Origin of the sequence: Ruegeria conchae, from assembly GCF_000192475.1 — a bacterium.
Taxonomy (GTDB): domain Bacteria; phylum Pseudomonadota; class Alphaproteobacteria; order Rhodobacterales; family Rhodobacteraceae; genus Ruegeria; species Ruegeria conchae.
The window spans coordinates 290,457-309,015 of record NZ_AEYW01000006.1; the positions used below are offsets into that span (position 1 = coordinate 290,457).

Consider the following 18,559-nt stretch of genomic DNA (forward strand, 5'->3'; position numbering starts at 1 on the left):
CCCGCCCGGTGGTGTGCCGGGCGGGAACAGTAAGTCGAAAGACGCGATCGAAGACAAGAGCCGCCGACCGCATCACACTCAGTGATCCTGAGCTGCGCCCGCACCACGGGGAATGCGAATGCTTTCGACCATATCTTTGATCTCCTGCGGAGTCTCTTTGGTAGCGCCCGCGACAAAGTAGGCGACCGCAAAGTTGATCATCGCACCGATGGCGCCGAACGAGGTCGACTTGATCGGACCCAGAAGTGGGTCAGCATCGGTGAACGAGTTGGTGCCCGGAATGAACAGCCAGCCCTTATGCAGGAAGATGTAGACCAGGGTTACGGTCAGACCAGCCAGCATACCTGCGACCGCACCGGTGTTGTTGATGCGGGTCGAGAAGATCCCCATCATCAGCGCCGGGAAGATCGAGGCAGCCGCCAGACCGAAGGCCAATGCAACCGTCTGCGCCGCAAAGCCCGGAGGGTTGAGACCCAGATAGGTTGCAACAACGATGGCTACAGCCATGGCAATCCGCGCCGCTAGAAGTTCACCCTTTTCAGAGATCGACGGGTTGATTGCACCTTTGACAAGGTCGTGGGACACGGCCGACGAAATTGCCAGCAGTAGACCCGCAGCGGTAGACAGAGCAGCCGCAAGACCACCGGCTGCGACCAGACCGATTACCCAACCAGGCAGGTTGGCAATCTCGGGGTTGGCCAGAACCAGGATGTCGCGGTTGAACTTGGTTAGCTCGTTTCCGACCCAGCCTTTTTCTTCGGCAAGCGCCTGCATGTCGGCATTCTTGTCGTTGTAGTACTGAATCTTGCCGTCGCCGTTCTTGTCTTCCCAATCCAACAGACCGGTTTTCTGCCAAGTAGCCATCCAATCATAGCGCGGATCGTTGTCTATATCTTCGACCGAGACAGCGCCACCTTCGATGCCGCCATTGGGCCACATCATGTCACTGATGTTCAGACGCGCCATGGCACCAACCGCAGGGGCGGTCAGGTACAGCAGCGCGATGAAGACCAGCGCCCAGCCAGCCGACCAACGTGCGTCAGATACCTTAGGAACGGTGAAGAAGCGCATGATGACGTGCGGCAGACCCGCTGTACCGATCATCAGCGATAGGGTGAACAGCACCATGTTCAGCGTGTTCGAGTGGTGTGCTGTGTATTCGTTGAAGCCCAGCTCGGTCACGATGGCGTCCAGCTTGGTCAGCAACGGTTCACCGCTTGCGGTGTCACCAAACAGACCCAGCGCCGGAACCGGCGTACCGGTCAGCTGCAACGAGATGAAGATGGCCGGGATAGTATAGGCGGTGATCAGCACGCAGTACTGAGCGACCTGAGTGTAGGTCACGCCCTTCATCCCGCCAAACACCGCGTAGGCAAACACAACAGCGGCACCGATTAGCAGACCCGAGGTGTTGGACACTTCGAGGAAGCGGCCGAAGGCCACGCCCACGCCAGTCATCTGACCAATCACATAGGTCACCGAGGCAACGATCAGGCAAATCACGGCAACGATGCGAGCTGTCTGGCTGTAGAAGCGGTCGCCGATGAATTCCGACACGGTGTATTTGCCGAACTTACGCAGATAAGGCGCAAGCAGCAGAGCCAGCAGCACGTAGCCACCGGTCCAACCCATCAGAAAGGTTGAGTTGTCATAGCCGGTAAAAGCAATCAGACCCGCCATCGAGATGAACGAGGCCGCAGACATCCAGTCTGCCGCTGTCGCCATACCGTTGGTGACCGGGTGAATGCCGCGACCGGCGGCATAGAATTCCGATGTGGAACCCGCACGGGCCCAGATCGCGATGCCGATGTAAAGCGCAAAGGACGCGCCCACAAACAGCAGGTTGATGGTAAACTGATCCATGGCTCTTACTCCTCGTCCACGCCGTGTTCAGCGTCGAGCTTGTTCATGCGCCAGGCGTAGTTGAAGATCAGCACCAGAAAGACCAGGATCGATCCTTGCTGAGCGAACCAAAAGCCCAGATCTGTACCGCCAACGGCGATGCCAGACAGCAGCGGACGCAGCAGAATGCCGAATCCAAACGACACCAGCGCCCAAATCGCGAGGCTGATGTAGATGAGGCGCAGGTTGGCCTGCCAATAGCCCTTGTCGGCTTCGGCAGTCTGCGCGGAGTTTGTTGAATGATCCGCCATCGCGGGTTCCTCCTTCGCTTCCCTCATTGGCGGCCCATTGCCCAACTCCTCCAGTGCGGTGGGCCGCTTCTCGGTTGTGCCAAACGCCCCGTGACGTCAGGCATAACTTCTCTGGTCCGCCAAGGCGGGTCCATCGAAGTATTCTGATTTAGGATCAAAGCCCTAGGGCTTGTCTCCTCCCCTTAATTCATGACTTCGCTAACAATCCCTTGAAGGTCTTGCGCGATGTCGTCGATCTGACCCATGGCATCGATGCCTTTCAGCACGCCATGGGCCTGATAGTAGTCAATCAGCGGCGCGGTCTGCGCGTGATAGGCCGCCAGCCGCGAGGCTACAGTCTCGGCATTGTCATCAGCACGGCGCTTGAACTCGGTGTGGCCGCACTTATCGCATTTGCCATCTTCGATAGGCTGCTTGTACGTGTCGTGATAGCCTTCGCCACATCCGGCACAGGTGTAACGGCCTGAAATCCGGGTTACCATCTCGGCGTCTTCAACCTCAAGGCTGATGGCCGCGTTGATCTTCTGATCTGAAGACGCAAGCAATCCATCCAGCGCTTCGGCCTGAACCGTAGTGCGCGGGAACCCATCAAGAATGACGCCCTTGGAGCAGTCCGGTTCCGCCATGCGGTCGCGCAGGATAGCGATGACGATCCCGTCGCTGACAAGATCACCGGCCTCCATTACCGCTTTGGCCGCATTACCGGCATCAGTGCCTGCGGCAACCGCGTCGCGCAGCAGATCACCGGTGCTGAGTTGTACAAGCCCGAACTTCTCTTCCAACATACGGGCCTGCGTGCCCTTCCCGGCGCCCGGAGGGCCGAGAAGGATCAGAACGGCGGGGGATATGGTCGTGGCAGCGTCCATCACATCCTCACTTGTTCGCGCGGTTTACGATCAGGTCTTCGACCACCGAAGGATCGGCCAGTGTGGAAGTATCCCCAAGCGAGCCAAAGTCGTTCTCGGCAATCTTGCGCAGGATGCGGCGCATGATCTTGCCCGAGCGTGTCTTGGGCAGGCCAGGAGCCCACTGGATCACATCCGGGCTGGCGATCGGGCCGATCTCGGTCCGGACCCAAGTGCGCAACTCCTTCAGTAGATCATCCGAAGGCTCGCGATCATTCATCAACGTGACATAGCAATAGATGCCTTGTCCTTTGATTTCATGTGGATATCCGACAACGGCGGCCTCGGCCACGGCGGCATGTGCCACCAGCGCACTTTCCACTTCGGCAGTACCCATCCGGTGACCCGAGACGTTGATCACATCATCGACGCGGCCGGTGATCCAGTAATCGCCATCCTCATCCCGACGGCAGCCGTCGCCTGTGAAGTAGTAGCCTTTGTAATCCGAGAAATAGGTCTTTTCGAACCGCTCATGATCGCCCCAAACGGTGCGCATCTGACCGGGCCAGCTGTCCTTGATGCACAGAACGCCTTCGACACCATTGCCTTCGATCTCAACACCGGACTGAGGGTCGAGAACCACGGGCTGAATGCCAAAGAAGGGCTTCATCGCCGAGCCGGGCTTCATCGCGTGAGCACCGGGCAGGGGGGTCATCAAGTGACCGCCAGTTTCGGTCTGCCACCAGGTGTCAACGATCGGACAACGTCCACTGCCAACCACTTCGTTATACCAGTTCCAGGCCTCCGGATTGATAGGCTCGCCGACCGTGCCCAACGTGCGTAGGTCGCTCAGGTCGCACTTCTCGACCCACTCGTTGCCTTGCCCCATCAGAGCGCGCAGCGCAGTTGGGGCGGTATAGAACTGGTTCACCTTGTGCTTTTCACACACCTGCCAGAAGCGCGAGGCATCCGGATAGGTAGGCACACCTTCGAACATCAGCGTGGTCGCACCGTTGGCCAGCGGGCCATAGACGATATAGCTGTGGCCGGTGACCCAGCCCACATCCGCCGTGCACCAGTAAATGTCGCCTTCGTGATAATCGAACGTGATCTCATGCGTCATGGCCGCATAGACCAAATAGCCGCCGGTCGTATGAACAACGCCCTTGGGCTGACCTGTCGAACCGGAGGTATAGAGGATGAACAGCGGGTCTTCCGCGTTCATCTCAGCGGGTGCACAATAGTCGTCCGCCTCAAGCGCCATTTCGTTGTAATCGTAGTCACGACCGTCGATCCACGTGGTTTGCCCGCCAGTGCGTTTAACGACCAAGCATTTTACTGTGTCCTTACAGTGCAGCAGTGCAGCGTCTGCGTTCGACTTCAGCGGGGTCTTGCGGCCACCACGGGGCGCCTCATCGGCAGTGATGACGACTTTGGCGTCGCAACCGTTGATACGTGCCGCCAACGCGTCGGGTGAAAATCCGGCAAATACAATCGAATGAATCGCTCCGATCCGTGCACAAGCCAGCATCGCGTAAGCAGCTTCGGGGATCATTGGCAGATAGATGACAACACGGTCGCCTTTGCGTACACCCATCGACTCAAGGATGTTGGCCATCCGGCAAGTGCGGCGATGCAGTTCGGCATAAGTAATATACTGAGCCGTGTCGTTTGGATCATCTGGCTCCCAGATAATGGCCGTCTGATCGCCACGCGTCTTCAAATGACGGTCCAAGCAGTTGGCTGAGACGTTAAGCGTACCGTCCGCATACCAATTTATGCCAACCGAACCAAATTCATAGCTGACGTCTTTGACCTGAGTATAGGGCTTGATCCAGTCAACGCGCTTGCCTTGCTCATCCCAAAACGCTTCAGGCTTGTTGATCGACGCAGCATACATATCTGCGTATTTGTAGGCGTCGACATGCGCGCGGGCGACGGTTTCTGCGGATGGCGGATATGTCTTGGCATCTGCCTGGGCAGCGGTGGTCATTTTTGAGGCTCCTCCCTCTAGACTGGATTGCATGTGACCGATATTGCCAGCCGATCAGACAATGTCGATCCATTTCCTCCCCGAGTCGAATAATACGGAGATCAGAAAAGAAATAAATAAATTGCGATAATCCTTGAACTTCTTTGTAAATAAGTTTCAGAATAATCGCGTTACTTGTAAACAAATATGAAATTATTAGTAATTATGTAATAATAACAATAATATAACTGTAACATATATAAAGCTCAACGGATCGGTTCTGGAATATTAGTGTATAGCCCCATTTTGTTGAGCTGAATTGATTGCGGTAACACCGCTTATCCAAGCAGGGGTTGGCAGATTCCAGACTAGGCGCTAGCTTCTCTTTCAAGCGCCTCGATAGGGGGCGCATCTATGGGAGAGATCACAATGAATAAGATACTGAGTGGTGCGGCCTTTGCCGCCCTGAGCGTGGCGTTTGTCACCGAGGCAGCCGCGACCGAATGGAATGCCTCGGTCTGGGGTAAACGTCGTGCTTTTACCGAACATGTTGAAAAACTGGCTGAACTGGTGAACGAGAAAACCGGCGGCGATTTCACCATCAATGTCAGCTATGGTGGCCTGTCGAAGCCCAAGGAAAATCTGGACGGGATCGAGATTGGTGCGTTTGAGATGGCGCAGTTCTGCGCGGGCTACCACCGCGACAAGAACCGCGCGATCACTGTTCTGGAACTGCCCTTCCTGGGTGTGAACACACTGGATGAAGAAGTGGCCGTCAGCCACGCGGTTTATGATCACCCGGCGGTCAAGGATGAGATGGCGCAATGGAACGCGCGTATCATCATGACCTCGCCGATGCCTCAATATAACCTTGTTGGCACCGGTGACCCTCGTGATGAACTTGCCGATTTCGACGGAATGCGCGTCCGCGCCACCGGCGGGTTAGGGCAGGCATTCGAAGCGGTTGGTGGCGTTCCGACTTCGGTGCCAGCGACCGAGGCTTACAACGCGATGGAATCTGGCGTTGTCGACACTGTTGCTTTCGCTCAGCATGCACATCTGTCGTTTGGAACCATCAACGAAGCCGACTGGTGGACGGCGAACCTCAATCCGGGAACCGTGAATTGCCCAGTTGTGGTGAATATAGACGCCTATGAAGCCCTGCCAGCGGAACACCGTGAGGCGCTTGATAGCTCGATTGATGAGGCGATCGCACATTATCTGGCCAACTACGGTGGACTGCTTGAAAAGTGGGACGGCGTTCTGGAAGAAAAGGGCGTTGAAAAGGTCGAGATTGACGGCGCAGTTCTTGAAGAGTTCCGCGCTAAGGCCGCCGATCCAATCCGCGCAAAATGGATTGAAGACATGACGGCTCAGGGTTTGCCAGCGCAGGACCTGTACGATCTAGTGCAGGCAACACTGCAACAGCAACGCGGCGGTAATTAATCGCCCTTCGCCGGGTGTCATTGGGCACCCGGCCTTTCCTACAATCAAAGGATTGCTGAGATGGCAGGACATGCCACGGTGCTTGAGGATGGCAGTCTTCTAAGTCGGCTGGATCATCGATTGTTGCGATTGGAGCGCTTTATGGCGCTGATCAGTGGATTTGCGGTCTTCGGACTGATGGTGCTGGCTGTTGTGTCAGTCAGCGGCCGAAACGCCTTGAACGCGCCGTTGCCCGGCTATGTTGACTGGATCGAACAGGCGATGCCCCTGATCGCATTTCTGGGCATTTCGTTTGTGCAACGCGATGGCGGGCACATCCGTATGGATATCGCGATCTCGCGCCTGAAAGGGCGGGCGCTGTGGTTGTTTGAACTGATCTCGGTTCTGTTGATCCTGCTGCTGATGCTGGCACTGGTTTGGGGCAGTTGGTCCCATTTCGACCGCTCCTTTGATTTTGGCGCCCCGATGTGGAGCCGCGACAGCTCAATCGATATCGGGATACCTATTTGGCCAGCCAAGCTGTTGGCACCCGTTGCTTTTTCGGTTCTTTGTGCCCGGCTGATCTTGCAGGTCTGGGGCTATGGACGCGCCTTCTTGCTAGGGCTCGATTCCCCGGTGGCCGTACCGCTGATACAGGATGCCGCTGCGCAGGCTGCAGCCGAGGCCGAACAATTCGAAGGACGTAACTGACCCATGGATACGATTGATATCGGCCTTTGGGTCACTGCCGGTCTGCTGATCCTGGTCGTCACGGGCATGCGGGTGGCATTCGCCGCTGGTTTGGCAGGCTTGATTGGCCTTATTTGGATATTCTGGGCCAAGTTTGGGTATGATCCTGGGCGATTTGGCAAAGCGCTGACGGTCGCAGTCAAAACAGCCGGGCAGGTGCCGCACTCTAAGGTGGCATCGCATACACTCAGCCTGATCCCAACATTCATACTGATTGGCTATCTTGCTTATTACGCTGGCCTGACCCGCGCCTTGTTTGAGGCGGCAAAACGCTGGGTGGCTTGGGTGCCTGGCGGTTTGGCCGTTTCAACAATCTTTGCGACCGCCGGTTTTGCAGCGGTCTCAGGTGCCTCGGTCGCCACATCAGCTGTCTTTGCGCGCATCGCCATCCCCGAGATGCTGTCCGTAGGGTATAACAAACGTTTCGCCGCCGGGGTGGTCGCCGCTGGTGGGACCTTGGCTTCTCTTATTCCGCCGTCTGCGATCCTTGTGATCTACGCCATAATTGTCGAGCAGGACGTGGGAAAACTGTTGCTTGCGGGTTTTATTCCCGGTGCGTTCTCGGCGGTGATTTATGGGTTGTTGATCGTTGGCATCGCCGTGATTTTCAAATCCGTCGGGCCGCCTGTGACAGGATTTACCTGGAAACAACGATTTGCGGCGCTTCCGGGCGCATTGCCCATCGTGGCGGTGATCCTCATCATAATCTGCTTTGTTTACAACCCTTTCGGCGACAAGGCCTGGGGCACCCCGACCGAGGGCGGAGCCATCGGTGCCTTCATCGTGTTCTGCTTTGCCCTGATCCACGGGATGCGCTGGCCAGAGTTCAAGTCGGCCTTGCTTGAAACCGCCAAACTGACCGCCATGATCTTTGCGATCATCTGGGGCGTTCTGATTTATGTCCGCTTTCTAGGGTTCGCTGATCTGCCCGGAGCGTTTTCCGACTGGATCACCTCGCTCGAGATGTCGCCGATGCTGATCCTGATCTGCATCTTGCTGGCCTATGCTGTGCTGGGCATGTTCATGGATGCGATCGGCATGCTGCTTTTGACACTGCCTGTCGTGTATCCCGCCGTTATGGCCCTGAATGGGGGAGAGGCCGTCAGCGCCGCAGACAGCGCTTTTGGCATGTCCGGGCCGATGTGTGCGATCTGGTTTGGTATCCTGGTGGTGAAAATGGCCGAGTTCTGCCTGATCACACCACCCATCGGCCTGAATTGTTTTGTCGTTGCCGGGGTGCGGCCTGATCTCAGCGTTCAGGATGTGTTCAAGGGTGTGACACCTTTCTTCATTGCAGATGCTCTGACCATCGCGCTGCTAGTGGCTTTTCCGGGGATCGTTCTATACTTGCCATCGCTGGCCGGATAAGAAAAAGCCCCGGCCAAAGGCCGGGGCACAGTTATTGATGTGCGGGTTCTTTATCCTGCCCGCATCAACATCCCAAACAGGTCCCTTGGGTCGTCAGGGTCTGCTAGCATATCCAATGCTTCATAGAAATCAGTGCCTTCAATTGCACTTTTAATGTATCGTAGTGCTGAAAAATCTTCGATTGCGAAACCTACACTGTCAAACAACGTGATCTGTCGATCGTCGGTGCGGCCTTTGGCCTGTCCGGTCATCACTTCCCACATCTCGGTGACCGGGTAATCATCCTCCAGAGCCTGTATTTCACCTTCGATCCGCGTTTGCTCGGGGTATTCTACAAAGATTTTTGAGCGCAGAAGGATATCGCGGTGCAGTTCGGTTTTGCCGGGGCAATCGCCGCCAATCGCGTTGATGTGGACGCCGGGGCCGACCATATTGTCTGTCAGGATGGTGGCGTATTTCTTGTCTGCGGTGCAGGTCGTTATGATCTGAGCGCCTTCGATCGCGTCCTCTGGCGTCTTGCAGGGCGCAACCGTCAGCCCCTTGCCCTTGAGGTTGGCCGCGCATTTCGCAGTCGCGTTCGCATCGGTGTCATAAAGCCGGACAGTATCGATCCCGCACATGGCCTTGAATGCGAGGCACTGGAACTCGGATTGCGCTCCGTTTCCGATCATGGCCATCGTCGTCGCGGATTTGGGCGCGAGGTATTTGCCAACCAGCGCCGAGGTTGCCGCCGTCCGCAGTGCGGTCAGCATAGTCATTTCGGTCAATAATGTCGGGTAGCCGGTATAAACATCAGCCAGCAGGCCAAACGCTGTAACGGTTTGCAGGCCCTCAGACGTGTTCTTGGGGTGACCGTTTACGTATTTGAACCCGTAAGCCTCACCATCCGAGGTTGGCATCAGTTCAATTACGCCGTGCGGTGAGTGAGCCGGGATGCGGGGCGTTTTATCAAAACTCTCCCAGCGTTTGAAATCAGCTTCGATCTGCGCAGCAATCTGTTTGATCATCTGTTCGACCCCGACGTGGTGAACCAGACGCATCATGTTGTCGACGGATACAAACGGCACGAGGGCCTTATCAGAGGGTTGCATCAAAGACTCCTATCGGCGGGAAAGATGGATACCAGCGATCATACAACGTACGGATCCACCGGCTGTTTCAATTGTGGGAACCGAGAGCGGCAGCGGAGTTGCGCTGGCTTCGATAACCGCGACTTGAGCGGGCGTAAGAGCCATTAGCGCACGGCTGGACAGCGCCAAAACAAGACCATCGTTGCCGCTAAGCTCAATCGCGTTTCCTGCAAAATCTGCGATCTGTTCATGAGACAGATCGATGACAGTACGACCAGACTCCTCGAGCCGTGCCCGAACTGTTGCCCGACGTTCTGGGTCGGAAATCATGTCCAAACAGATCAGCGCGTAGTGCGTCCCGATCCCCAACAGAACATTGGTGTGATAGACATCGCGTCCTTCGGCATCCTTTGCATCGAACGCGATCGGCTCATAGTTGAAATGCGTACAGAAGCGCTCCAACAACACCGGATCGGCGCGGTTGGACCGAACGGTGTAAGCGATACGCCCAACGTGATCCAGAACCATTGCGCCCGTTCCCTCAAGCGCGAGGTCGTCGTGTTCGAGGCCGGAATAGTCGATGACGTCTTGCACTCGATATTCACGCTTCAGCAACTCGATCACATCTGCGCGTCTCTCGCGCCGGCGCGATGGTACGAACATCGGATATACGGCGACATGACCGCCGGGATGAGTCGAAAACCAGTTGTTTGGGAACACGCTGTCGGGTGTATCGCGCTCACCTTCATCGTCAAACACATGAACGGTCACACCAGCAGCGTGAAGCTGTTCTACTGCTTTGTCATGCTCATCCCGCGCAGCCGCTGAAGTCGCTGCGGCAGATCGATTTGCCAGCGTTTGAAACGCATTGTCGTCTCGGGTTTCTGGATTCGACGCGAATGCATGGGGGCGCACCATCACTACAGCCGAAGGAGATTGAAGAGATATCATCAGAAACTCCGGGTCGGGCGATCGAAGATGCGACGACCCATAAGCGAGGCCGCAAGATCGACCATCAGTTTTGCGGTCCGGCCGCGCTCATCAAGGAACGGATTCAACTCGACGAGGTCCAGCGAACAAACGAGGCCGCTTTCGTGCAGGAATTCCATGACCAGATGCGCCTCACGCTCGGTCGCGCCTCCGGGGACTGTGGTGCCGACGGCTGGTGCGATCGAGGGGTCAAGGAAATCCACATCCAACGAGACATGCAGGATGCCGTTGGCCTCGCGTACTTTGTCGAGAAAGGCCAGAAGTGGGGTCTTGATGCCGTGTTCATCGATGCTGCGCATATCGGCCAGCATCGCGTCATCCTTTTCCAGCGCCGCGCGTTCGGCTGGATCAACCGAGCGCAATCCTATCATCCCAACGCGATTGGTTGGGATTGGAGTGGTTACAGGAGGAAAGGGCTCAAACCCCGGTTGACCGGTGAAATAGGCGACGGGTGTTCCATGTAAATTGCCGCTATCTGTACTGCTCGGTGTATGAAAATCACTGTGTGCATCCAACCAAAGAACAAAGAGCGGGCGCCCGATCTCATCCGCATGTGCCGCCATCCCTGTCACCGTACCCATCGAAAGCGCGTGATCGCCGCCCATGAAGATCGGCAAACCCTGCTCTGCGACTTCATTCGCAGTCCGGCTCAACGCCTGTGTCCAGCCCACGCATTCCGGAAGCGAGAACAGATGGGCGTCTTCTGGCACATCTACCTGATCCGGGTGAGTATCGCCGATGTCGGTCACGGTATGTCCCAGGTCAGACAGCGCTTGTTCAAGCCCGGCAACACGGTAGGCGTCGGGCCCCATTCGGCAGCCCTGACGATGTTTGCCAGCATCCATCGGAATCCCGGCGAGAATGATGTTCTGTTTGCTCATAAGTCTATCTATCGATACGATATGAGTTGAGAGAAGAGGGCAAATTGATCAAACTGGATCAACAAAATTCTATTTGGTAATTAAGTATGGACGAACTGGATAATAGATTGCTGAATGCCCTGCATAGGGACGCACGCGCATCGCTGTCAGAGTTGGCCGAATTGCTTGGCGTAACCCGAACGACTGTGCGCAGCCGATTGCAGCGTCTCAAACAATCTGGCGAAATCGTGGGGTTCACTGTGGTGACCCGGCAGGGTGTGTCGGAAAGCCCCGTACGTGGATTGATGATGCTTGGAATCGAAGGTCGCGGGACCGAGCGGATCCGATCCCGGCTGGCTGCGATGCGGCAAGTTCGGGCAGTACACTCGACCAATGGCAGTTGGGATCTGATAGCCGAGATCGGCACAGATACTCTGGACGAGCTTGACGAAGTGTTGTTCCAGATCAGGCGGATGGAAGGCATCACGCGGTCCGAGACAAACCTGTTGCTTTCTACGCGCAAGGGCCGTTCGTGACAGGCTGTTCAAGCCACTTTGACGGATTCGAGAATCGTGCAAAGCTTTGAATTAACACTGATCTGAAGATCATAGGGCAGGGACGTACGGTATGACCACAAAGGCGAGCACCAATGAGACGCGCGTGGCAAATTTAGCCGAGCGCGTAACAGGGTTGTTGGAAAAGCCATTGGTCAAGATTGCGGTTCCGCTGCTGATCACCGGAATAGCACTCGCGGTTCTGCACGACCTGTCTGCACATGTGAAATGGTCAGATATCCAAAGTGATATCGCGGCAAAGCCTGGGAAGTTCATGTTCTTCGCGCTGTGTTGGACGGCGTTCAGTTTTCTGTCTCTTTCATTCTATGATGTCCTTGCCGTGCAGAGCGTGGCTGGTGGAAAGGTGCCTTTGCCCGTTGCCGGTATGGCTGGGGCGAGCGGTTACGCAGTATCGAATTGCCTTGGATTCTCTTACATCACCGGCACAGCGATCCGATATCGGATCTATGCCTCGCTCGGGCTGGATTTGGGGCGCGTTGCGGGAGTGATCGCGACCTCGTGGGTGGCGTTCTGGATGGGGCTGGTTCTGCTTCTGGGCCTGCTGCTTACCATCCATCCTGACGGTATTTCCAAGGTCCTGCCCATCAGTGAGACAATGGAAACTGTGATAGGCCTCTGCATGCTTGCGGGGCTGATTGTTCTGTTTGTTTGGCTTTCAAGCGGTGGGCGGCGATTGGCGTATGGCGGCTTTGGGTTCAACCTGCCGGGTGGTAAGCTGGCAAGCTTGCTGACAGTCGCCGCAGTTGGCGATCTGTTCGGCGCGTCCATGGCGCTTTGGGTATTGATGCCTGACGATTTGGGTGTTGGCTATCCATATTTCTTCGCGGTCTATATCGGTGCGATCGCGGTGGGTATCCTCAGCCATGCACCGGGCGGGATAGGCGTGTTCGAAGCGACCCTGATTGCAGGCCTCGGGGCTTCGGGCCGGTCTGATGTCATTGCTGCACTTCTGCTGTACCGGCTGATCTATACTTTTTTGCCATTTGCCATTGCCAGCCTGTCGATTGCGGTCGCATCGGCATTGACTCAGCGCCAACGCATCGGGGGCGCGATGACTTGGGTTTATCGCGCAATCCGCCCCATTGTCCCGATGGTGGCCGCGGGTGTTGCGGCAGTGGCCGGGGTGATCTTGCTGGTCTCGGGTGCCTTACCCTCCAGTTCCCAAAACCTTGGCGTACTGCGTGCGGTGCTGCCCTTGTCGTTTGTCGAGGCCTCACACCTCGCAGGCAGCGCAGTGGGCGTTTTGCTGCTGTTGGTATCGCGTGGACTATTCCGCAAACTCTATCGCGCATGGGTGGTGGCCATGTTGTTGATGGCGGCTGGTTTCTTTGCCTCGCTCGCCAAGGGGCTGGATACACACGAAGCCCTGTCCTTGCTGTTTACGATTGGCCTTCTGGCGATGTTCCGGGGGGCTTTCTACCGGGTTAGTGGTGCGTCGATCTTTCGGCTGAATATCCCATGGCTGGTCAGTGTAGTCGCATTGCTGGCGGTAATTTTCTGGATCGGGTTGTTCGCTTATTCCCATGTTGAATACGAGAACGCCTTGTGGTGGGATTTTGCCTGGAGCGGCGATGCCTCACGTTTCTTACGCTCGAGCCTTGTTGTCGCTGTGATCCTTGGCATTGTGGCGGTGAACTCTCTGTTTGGGAGAGAAATTCCGGCTCCGGTCCGTACTGAAATTCCCGAAGTCGTTGAACGGCTTGTGATGGAATGTGAAGACACCGAGTCGCAGATTTCGCTGACGGGCGACAAACAATTCCTGATTTCACCCGACGAAACCGCATTCCTCGCTTATGCCGATACTGGCAACGCGCTTATCACCAAGGGTGAGCCGGTGGGAGATGAAAAGGCAGGGCAACAACTGATCTGGCAATTGCGAGAAATGGCCGACCGGGAGGGTAAGCTTTGTGCCTTTTACAGTGTCTCGACCACGTATCTGCCGACGTTCCTGGACCTCGGTCTGTCGATTCTCAAGATCGGAGAAGTGGCCCGCGTGCCGCTGCAGGATTTCTCTCTGGATGGAAAATCGCGCAAACGGTTTCGTCAGGCCAAGAACCGGGCCGAGCGTGAAGGGTACAAGTTCGAAATCATCCCCAAGGAACAGCTTGCACCGGTGCTACCCGAACTTCGGAAGATCTCGGACCACTGGTTGGCGCAGAAGGCAGGTGAAGAAAAGGGCTTTGCCTTGGGTGGGTTCGACGATGACTATTTGTCTTATTTTGACCACGCCGTTCTGCGGGATGAGACAGGCAAGATCATGGCTTTCGCCAACCTGTTTCAAGGCGGAAACAAATCCGAATTGTCTCTGGACCTGATGCGTTACGAACCCGACAGCCCCAGCTTTGTCATGGACGCACTGTTCGCCGAGATGATGGTTTGGGGGTCCGAGCAGGGTTTCCACCGGTTCTCGCTGGGCGCTGCACCATTTTCAGGGATTGAGAACCGGCAGTTGGCCTCGCTTTGGAATCGGATCGGTGGGTTCGTTTATGAACATGGTGAGCAGTTCTACCACTTCGAAGGCCTGCGCGCCTTCAAGCAGAAATTCGATCCGGAATGGAGCCCCAACTATCTGGCCAGCCCTGGCGGATTGGCGGCACCGCGTATCCTCTACGAAGTTAACATCCTGATCTCGGGTGGCCTGCGCGGTTTGACGAAATAGGGCTTAATTCAAGCTGGCGCGTGTTGGCGTTTTCTCCAACAGATCACCCCAATCAGTGCGATAGGCCATTTCGGTCAGAACAGTCTCGGGTAGGAACTCCTGATTCTGACGGATCTGCCAGCCGCCACCCAAACCTTTGTAGATCGCGACCAGATTGGACGAGACTTCTTGCCGCACCTCGATCAGATTGGCCTGCGACCGTAGCAGGGCAGTCTGTGTATTCAAGATACGGGAGTAGCTGGCGATACCGTCGCGATACTGGTCAACGGCAATATCAGCGGCTTTGCGCGAGGCATCGACGCTGCGCTGATAAAAGGTGACCTGTTTGCGCGCCTGTGCATAAGCGACCATCGCGCTTTCGACCTCGGAAAAAGCGGTCAGCACGGTGTTCTGGTAATTTGCGATCAGCGCTTGATAAGCCGCATCCTGAGCGCGGACGTTGTTCTTGATGCGGCCATAGTTCAGGACATTCCAGACAACGCCCGCACTGGCCAATCCTGCGGCACTATTGGTACTGAACAGATCGCGCCCGCCCGAGGCTTGTAACCCGATCGACCCAGACAGGATGAATTGCGGATAGAGATCAGCCAAAGCGATCCCCACCTGCGCCGACTGCGTGGCTGCCGCAAGTTCGGCGGCGCGGACGTCGGGCCGCCGCCGTAGCAATTCGGCGGGGACTCCCACAGCTACGTTGCTGCGTCCTGTTGGAATGCGACCCGAGTTTCCGATCAAGCCCGCCATCTGAGACGGCGTTTTTCCCAACAGAACCGCAAGCGCGTTCTTGGCCTGTTGGATATCGCTTTCCAACTCGGGCACCAGCGCTTTGGTGTTGTTGAGCAGTGCGGTTGATTCCTGCACATCCAGCTCGGTCGTCACGCCGTTGTTAAAGCGTAACTGGGTGAGGTCTGCCGATTCCTGCTGGATCGTGATGTTCTCCCGCGCGATGCGCAGAGCCTCCTGCAAGGAGCGGATGTTGATATAGAGCGCTGCAACGTCCCCGGTAAGCGTGACTAGAGCGTCGTCATAATTGGCGACCTGTAGTGCAAGGTTAGACCGTGCGGCCTGTACGCCGCGACGTTGTTGGCCCCAAACGTCTAGCTCCCATTGCGCATCAAAACCCACTTGCGAGGTTGAGAATTCGGTGTCCAAAGGGATGATACGCCGGATATCCGAAATCGGCCCAAGGTTGTCGCTGATCTGTCGGCGTTGCAGCGAGCCGCCCACGGCTTGTGATTGCGGGTAAAGCTCACCAAATGCGATGCCAAGCTGCGCGCGGGCCTGCAGTACGCGGGCACCGGCGACCTGCAAGGTCAGGTTTTGCGCATAGGCTTCGGCGATTAGTTTGTTCAGCGTCGGATCGTTGAATGTCTCCCACCAGCGCACAACGGGGGCGCTGCGCGAGGTCAGGCCGCTTTGACCCGCGCTGGGGTTGTTGACCTCCATCCATTGCTTCACGACCGGTGAGTTTGGGCGTACGAAATCTGGCCCAACCGGCGTACAGGCGGCGAGGGTGGCAGCGCAAAGGGCGGTGCCCAACAACCGGCGGAGTGTCATCGTACGCATCCTCAGATATCCAGTGGCCGGATGAAGTTGGCGAAGGAATAGAGGCGGATATTGATGCGCCTCAGAAATTCAAAGCTTTTTCCCATGCCTGTGTAAATCGCCACCGCAGCGTGGCCACCTGCAGGAAAAGTATGCCCCTCAGGCACATCGACCGAGATCTGAACAGCGATCCGACCGGGCAGTTTTGGCAGCTCAAAGCCGGGCAGGCGGCCTGAGGGCAGGTATTGGCCTTGACGTGTGGCCCACCAGACGGCTTCGACCTTGCCGGTCAGAATTTCTCCGGGGTACAGGTCCAGCGCAACTTCAACCGGTTGGCCGACTTCTACGAATTTGAGGTTTTGCTGTCGGAAGGTGGCCAGAATATAGGGGTCTTCTTCGGTGACAAAGCTGGCAATGGCACCCAGACGAATTTCCCCCACAACCATCCCCGGGCGGGCCTGTTGCGAAACGATCATGCCATTTTCAGGGGCGTAGATCGTTGTGTTTTCAAGAAAGTACTCTGCTTCGGCCAGTTGGGCCTCAGCTTCCAGAATGCCGGTATTCACCCCGTCGATCTGTGAATCCAACGCGAGGTTGGCCTTTTCCAGATTGGCCTGAGCCTCTTTGATTTTCGCCTGATCTTCCGCGACCTGTTCGTTCCAGCGATCTAGTTCGTCCTGACGTGCCCCACCAGCCGGAACAAGGTTTTCGTATCGCGCCTGTTCCGTTTGGGCATACGCCAATTGCGCATTTGCACGCTCAACCGCCTCGCTTGCAGCTATGACGTCCTGTTCGAGAATTTTCGCGTTTTGCTGCGCCGCCACCAGTTGCGCATTTGCCTTGTCCACGGCCAGCGAAAACACCGTGTCGTCGAACTTATACAGCGGATCGCCCTTCGTGACCCATGTGTTGGGCTCTACCAGAACCTCGGACAGGATTGTGGGCTGTGTCAGGCGCGGTACGATCTGGATGGTGGACCGCACGACGTGACTGTCGACTGAGAAGGGCTGAAAGAACCGCAGCGCGACCAAAAAGATCAGCAGCAGATGCGCGCCGACCCAGAACGAGACGATCCCCCACATGATGTTGAATTTCAGCCACTCCATCTTGAAGAAGATGAACCAGACAAAAATGATGTAGAACAGCGTGATGCCAAGGGCGACAAACATGAGTGCTGAATTCCTTTGGCTTTAGGCTTGCTTGGTTTCGTCGGTGTCCAGCGGGTCCTGGTATTCTGGTTTGATGGTGCCGCCAAGACGCTTGATCTCATCCCGGATCGCTTTGCGTTCTTCATCAGGACCACGGCGCATGTCGACTGTCACCCCGTCATGGAACGCCCAGATAAAGGCATGCACCCACGGGACTATAGCCAAAAAACCCATCCATCCCATGATCTTGACGGCTTCGGCGTGCGGGTGGTTGCGTTTGATCGCAATCCGTCCGGGCAGGCCCATGAGGAACAGAAACAACGCCATCACCGCTGCCAACAGCAGAATAAGCGCCACGAATGTCAAATAGTCATAGTAGCCTAGCGGCTGCCCCAAAAGTCCCATGCTCGCGCCTCCTGTTGGGAAGGTTGTGCCATCCTCAGTTGTTGTTGCCCAGTTCGTCAATCAATTTGTAACTGGTCGGCGGGTCCGCACAAATGGTTGGGCCACATTCGATCAGGGTCGAGATCGCGTTTAGCCCTGCCAGAACCAACAATGTGAAAAAGGCAGCCTTGGCCAACCCGCTTCCTCCGAAACGCGGGCCTTGTTGCGCGTCACTGACATATTGCCTGTCAAACATCAGCATGATCGCCGTTCCCAGAAGGACTAGAAAAAAGCAGATGGCGGCCCAGGTGTAGTAGTGCAGTCCTAGAACGGGAGAGCCATAGTGGCCCGTGCCTGGTACGATATGCAGCAGGATTTGACGGATCGAAACGCTGCCTCCGTAAAGTGCGGCAAGCAGCATCAGCGCATAGTGACGCGCGCGCGCTCGGTAGAGCAGGTTCAGCCCAAGTCCAACGCCGACGGCGACAAAGCCGACCCTCTGCAACAAACAAAGCGGGCAGGGCAACTCGTTCAGCGAAAACTGATAGGCGTAGGCCAATACCAGTACAAGGCTGACAGCAAATGCGCCAACGGCATTCAGGGTACGAGACAGTTCAGGTGTCATTGAATCGCTCCCTACAACTGAATGGTCAGCGTGCTGGTGGCATGGAATTTCAGCCAATAGACGCTCAACGCCAGAGTGATCAGAAACAGGGCCATTCCGGCGTTTGTCCGGCCAAAGTAATTTAATCCCATTGTGACTGTAAGTAACGAAAATAAAAGCGCGATCATGGTCCGCTGCCGCCCCCCTTGCGCCA

At 56.4% G+C, this 18,559-nt stretch carries 17 protein-coding genes; 5 read left to right on the forward strand and 12 right to left on the reverse strand.

The genetic code is table 11. From position 1 onward, the window contains the following. Positions 1-78 precede the first annotated feature (78 nt). The 4 genes from G7G_RS0105940 to acs all read right to left on the reverse strand — a co-directional run bounded on the left by G7G_RS0105940 (position 79) and on the right by acs (position 4,991). Positions 79-1,863 carry a sodium:solute symporter family protein gene (locus G7G_RS0105940; RefSeq protein WP_010439509.1) on the reverse strand — a complete coding sequence of 595 codons (1,785 nt, stop codon included), beginning with the start codon at positions 1,861-1,863 and terminating at the stop codon, positions 79-81. A 5-nt stretch (positions 1,864-1,868) separates the two neighbouring features. Then, positions 1,869-2,153 carry a DUF4212 domain-containing protein gene (locus G7G_RS0105945; RefSeq protein ID WP_010439512.1) on the reverse strand — a complete coding sequence of 95 codons (285 nt, stop codon included), beginning with the start codon at positions 2,151-2,153 and terminating at the stop codon, positions 1,869-1,871. Between the two features lie 182 nt (positions 2,154-2,335). Then, a complete protein-coding gene (locus G7G_RS0105950; protein ID WP_010439514.1) occupies positions 2,336-3,019 on the reverse strand; it encodes an adenylate kinase in 684 nt (227 codons plus the stop codon). 7 nt (positions 3,020-3,026) lie between these two features. Next, the gene (gene acs / locus G7G_RS0105955) at positions 3,027-4,991 is read right to left on the reverse strand and encodes an acetate--CoA ligase (RefSeq protein WP_010439516.1); all 1,965 of its coding nucleotides are present in this window, start codon (positions 4,989-4,991) and stop codon (positions 3,027-3,029) included. 408 nt (positions 4,992-5,399) lie between these two features. Here acs and G7G_RS0105960 point away from each other — a divergent pair, with 408 nt between their 5' ends. Genes G7G_RS0105960 through G7G_RS0105970 form a run of 3 tightly spaced genes read left to right on the forward strand, consistent with a single transcriptional unit; the run spans position 5,400 to position 8,513 of the window. After that, the gene (locus G7G_RS0105960) at positions 5,400-6,416 is read left to right on the forward strand and encodes a C4-dicarboxylate TRAP transporter substrate-binding protein (protein WP_010439518.1); all 1,017 of its coding nucleotides are present in this window, start codon (positions 5,400-5,402) and stop codon (positions 6,414-6,416) included. Between the two features lie 60 nt (positions 6,417-6,476). Continuing rightward, the gene (locus tag G7G_RS0105965; protein WP_010439520.1) at positions 6,477-7,106 is read left to right on the forward strand and encodes a TRAP transporter small permease subunit; all 630 of its coding nucleotides are present in this window, start codon (positions 6,477-6,479) and stop codon (positions 7,104-7,106) included. Positions 7,107-7,109: 3 nt separating this feature from the next. Further along, a complete protein-coding gene (locus tag G7G_RS0105970) occupies positions 7,110-8,513 on the forward strand; it encodes a TRAP transporter large permease (protein WP_010439523.1) in 1,404 nt (467 codons plus the stop codon). A 50-nt stretch (positions 8,514-8,563) separates the two neighbouring features. Here the strand turns inward: G7G_RS0105970 and G7G_RS0105975 are convergent, their stop codons facing one another. From G7G_RS0105975 to rocF, 3 genes are read right to left on the reverse strand one after another with little or no spacing between them, the layout of a single operon-like run. Next, a complete protein-coding gene (locus G7G_RS0105975; protein ID WP_029621767.1) occupies positions 8,564-9,607 on the reverse strand; it encodes an ornithine cyclodeaminase in 1,044 nt (347 codons plus the stop codon). 6 nt (positions 9,608-9,613) lie between these two features. Next, on the reverse strand, positions 9,614-10,534 hold the full coding sequence (gene ctlX, locus G7G_RS0105980; protein WP_010439525.1) for a citrulline utilization hydrolase CtlX: 921 nt from the start codon (positions 10,532-10,534) through the stop codon (positions 9,614-9,616). Further along, the gene (rocF, locus tag G7G_RS0105985; protein WP_010439528.1) at positions 10,534-11,454 is read right to left on the reverse strand and encodes an arginase; all 921 of its coding nucleotides are present in this window, start codon (positions 11,452-11,454) and stop codon (positions 10,534-10,536) included. Before rocF ends, ctlX begins: the two co-directional genes overlap by 1 nt. A gap of 86 nt (positions 11,455-11,540) precedes the next feature. Here rocF and G7G_RS0105990 point away from each other — a divergent pair, with 86 nt between their 5' ends. Next, positions 11,541-11,969, forward strand: coding sequence for an Lrp/AsnC family transcriptional regulator (locus tag G7G_RS0105990; protein WP_010439529.1), 429 nt, complete (start codon positions 11,541-11,543; stop codon positions 11,967-11,969). 91 nt (positions 11,970-12,060) lie between these two features. Further along, the gene (gene mprF, locus G7G_RS0105995) at positions 12,061-14,667 is read left to right on the forward strand and encodes a bifunctional lysylphosphatidylglycerol flippase/synthetase MprF (protein ID WP_010439532.1); all 2,607 of its coding nucleotides are present in this window, start codon (positions 12,061-12,063) and stop codon (positions 14,665-14,667) included. A gap of 3 nt (positions 14,668-14,670) precedes the next feature. Here the strand turns inward: mprF and G7G_RS0106000 are convergent, their stop codons facing one another. From G7G_RS0106000 to G7G_RS24140, 5 genes are read right to left on the reverse strand one after another with little or no spacing between them, the layout of a single operon-like run. Beyond that, entirely contained in the window at positions 14,671-16,221 is a 1,551-nt protein-coding gene (locus G7G_RS0106000; RefSeq protein WP_010439533.1) for an efflux transporter outer membrane subunit, read from the reverse strand. 11 nt (positions 16,222-16,232) lie between these two features. Beyond that, positions 16,233-17,378 (reverse strand): HlyD family secretion protein, encoded by a 1,146-nt coding sequence (locus tag G7G_RS0106005; RefSeq protein ID WP_010439535.1) that lies wholly within the window; start codon positions 17,376-17,378, stop codon positions 16,233-16,235. 21 nt (positions 17,379-17,399) lie between these two features. Next, positions 17,400-17,762 (reverse strand): DUF3302 domain-containing protein, encoded by a 363-nt coding sequence (locus G7G_RS0106010; protein WP_010439538.1) that lies wholly within the window; start codon positions 17,760-17,762, stop codon positions 17,400-17,402. Between the two features lie 34 nt (positions 17,763-17,796). Continuing rightward, positions 17,797-18,366, reverse strand: a complete 570-nt coding sequence (locus G7G_RS0106015; protein WP_010439540.1) for a disulfide bond formation protein B — start codon at positions 18,364-18,366, stop codon at positions 17,797-17,799. A gap of 11 nt (positions 18,367-18,377) precedes the next feature. Then, positions 18,378-18,533 (reverse strand): DUF5993 family protein, encoded by a 156-nt coding sequence (locus G7G_RS24140; protein ID WP_010439542.1) that lies wholly within the window; start codon positions 18,531-18,533, stop codon positions 18,378-18,380. Positions 18,534-18,559 lie beyond the last annotated feature (26 nt).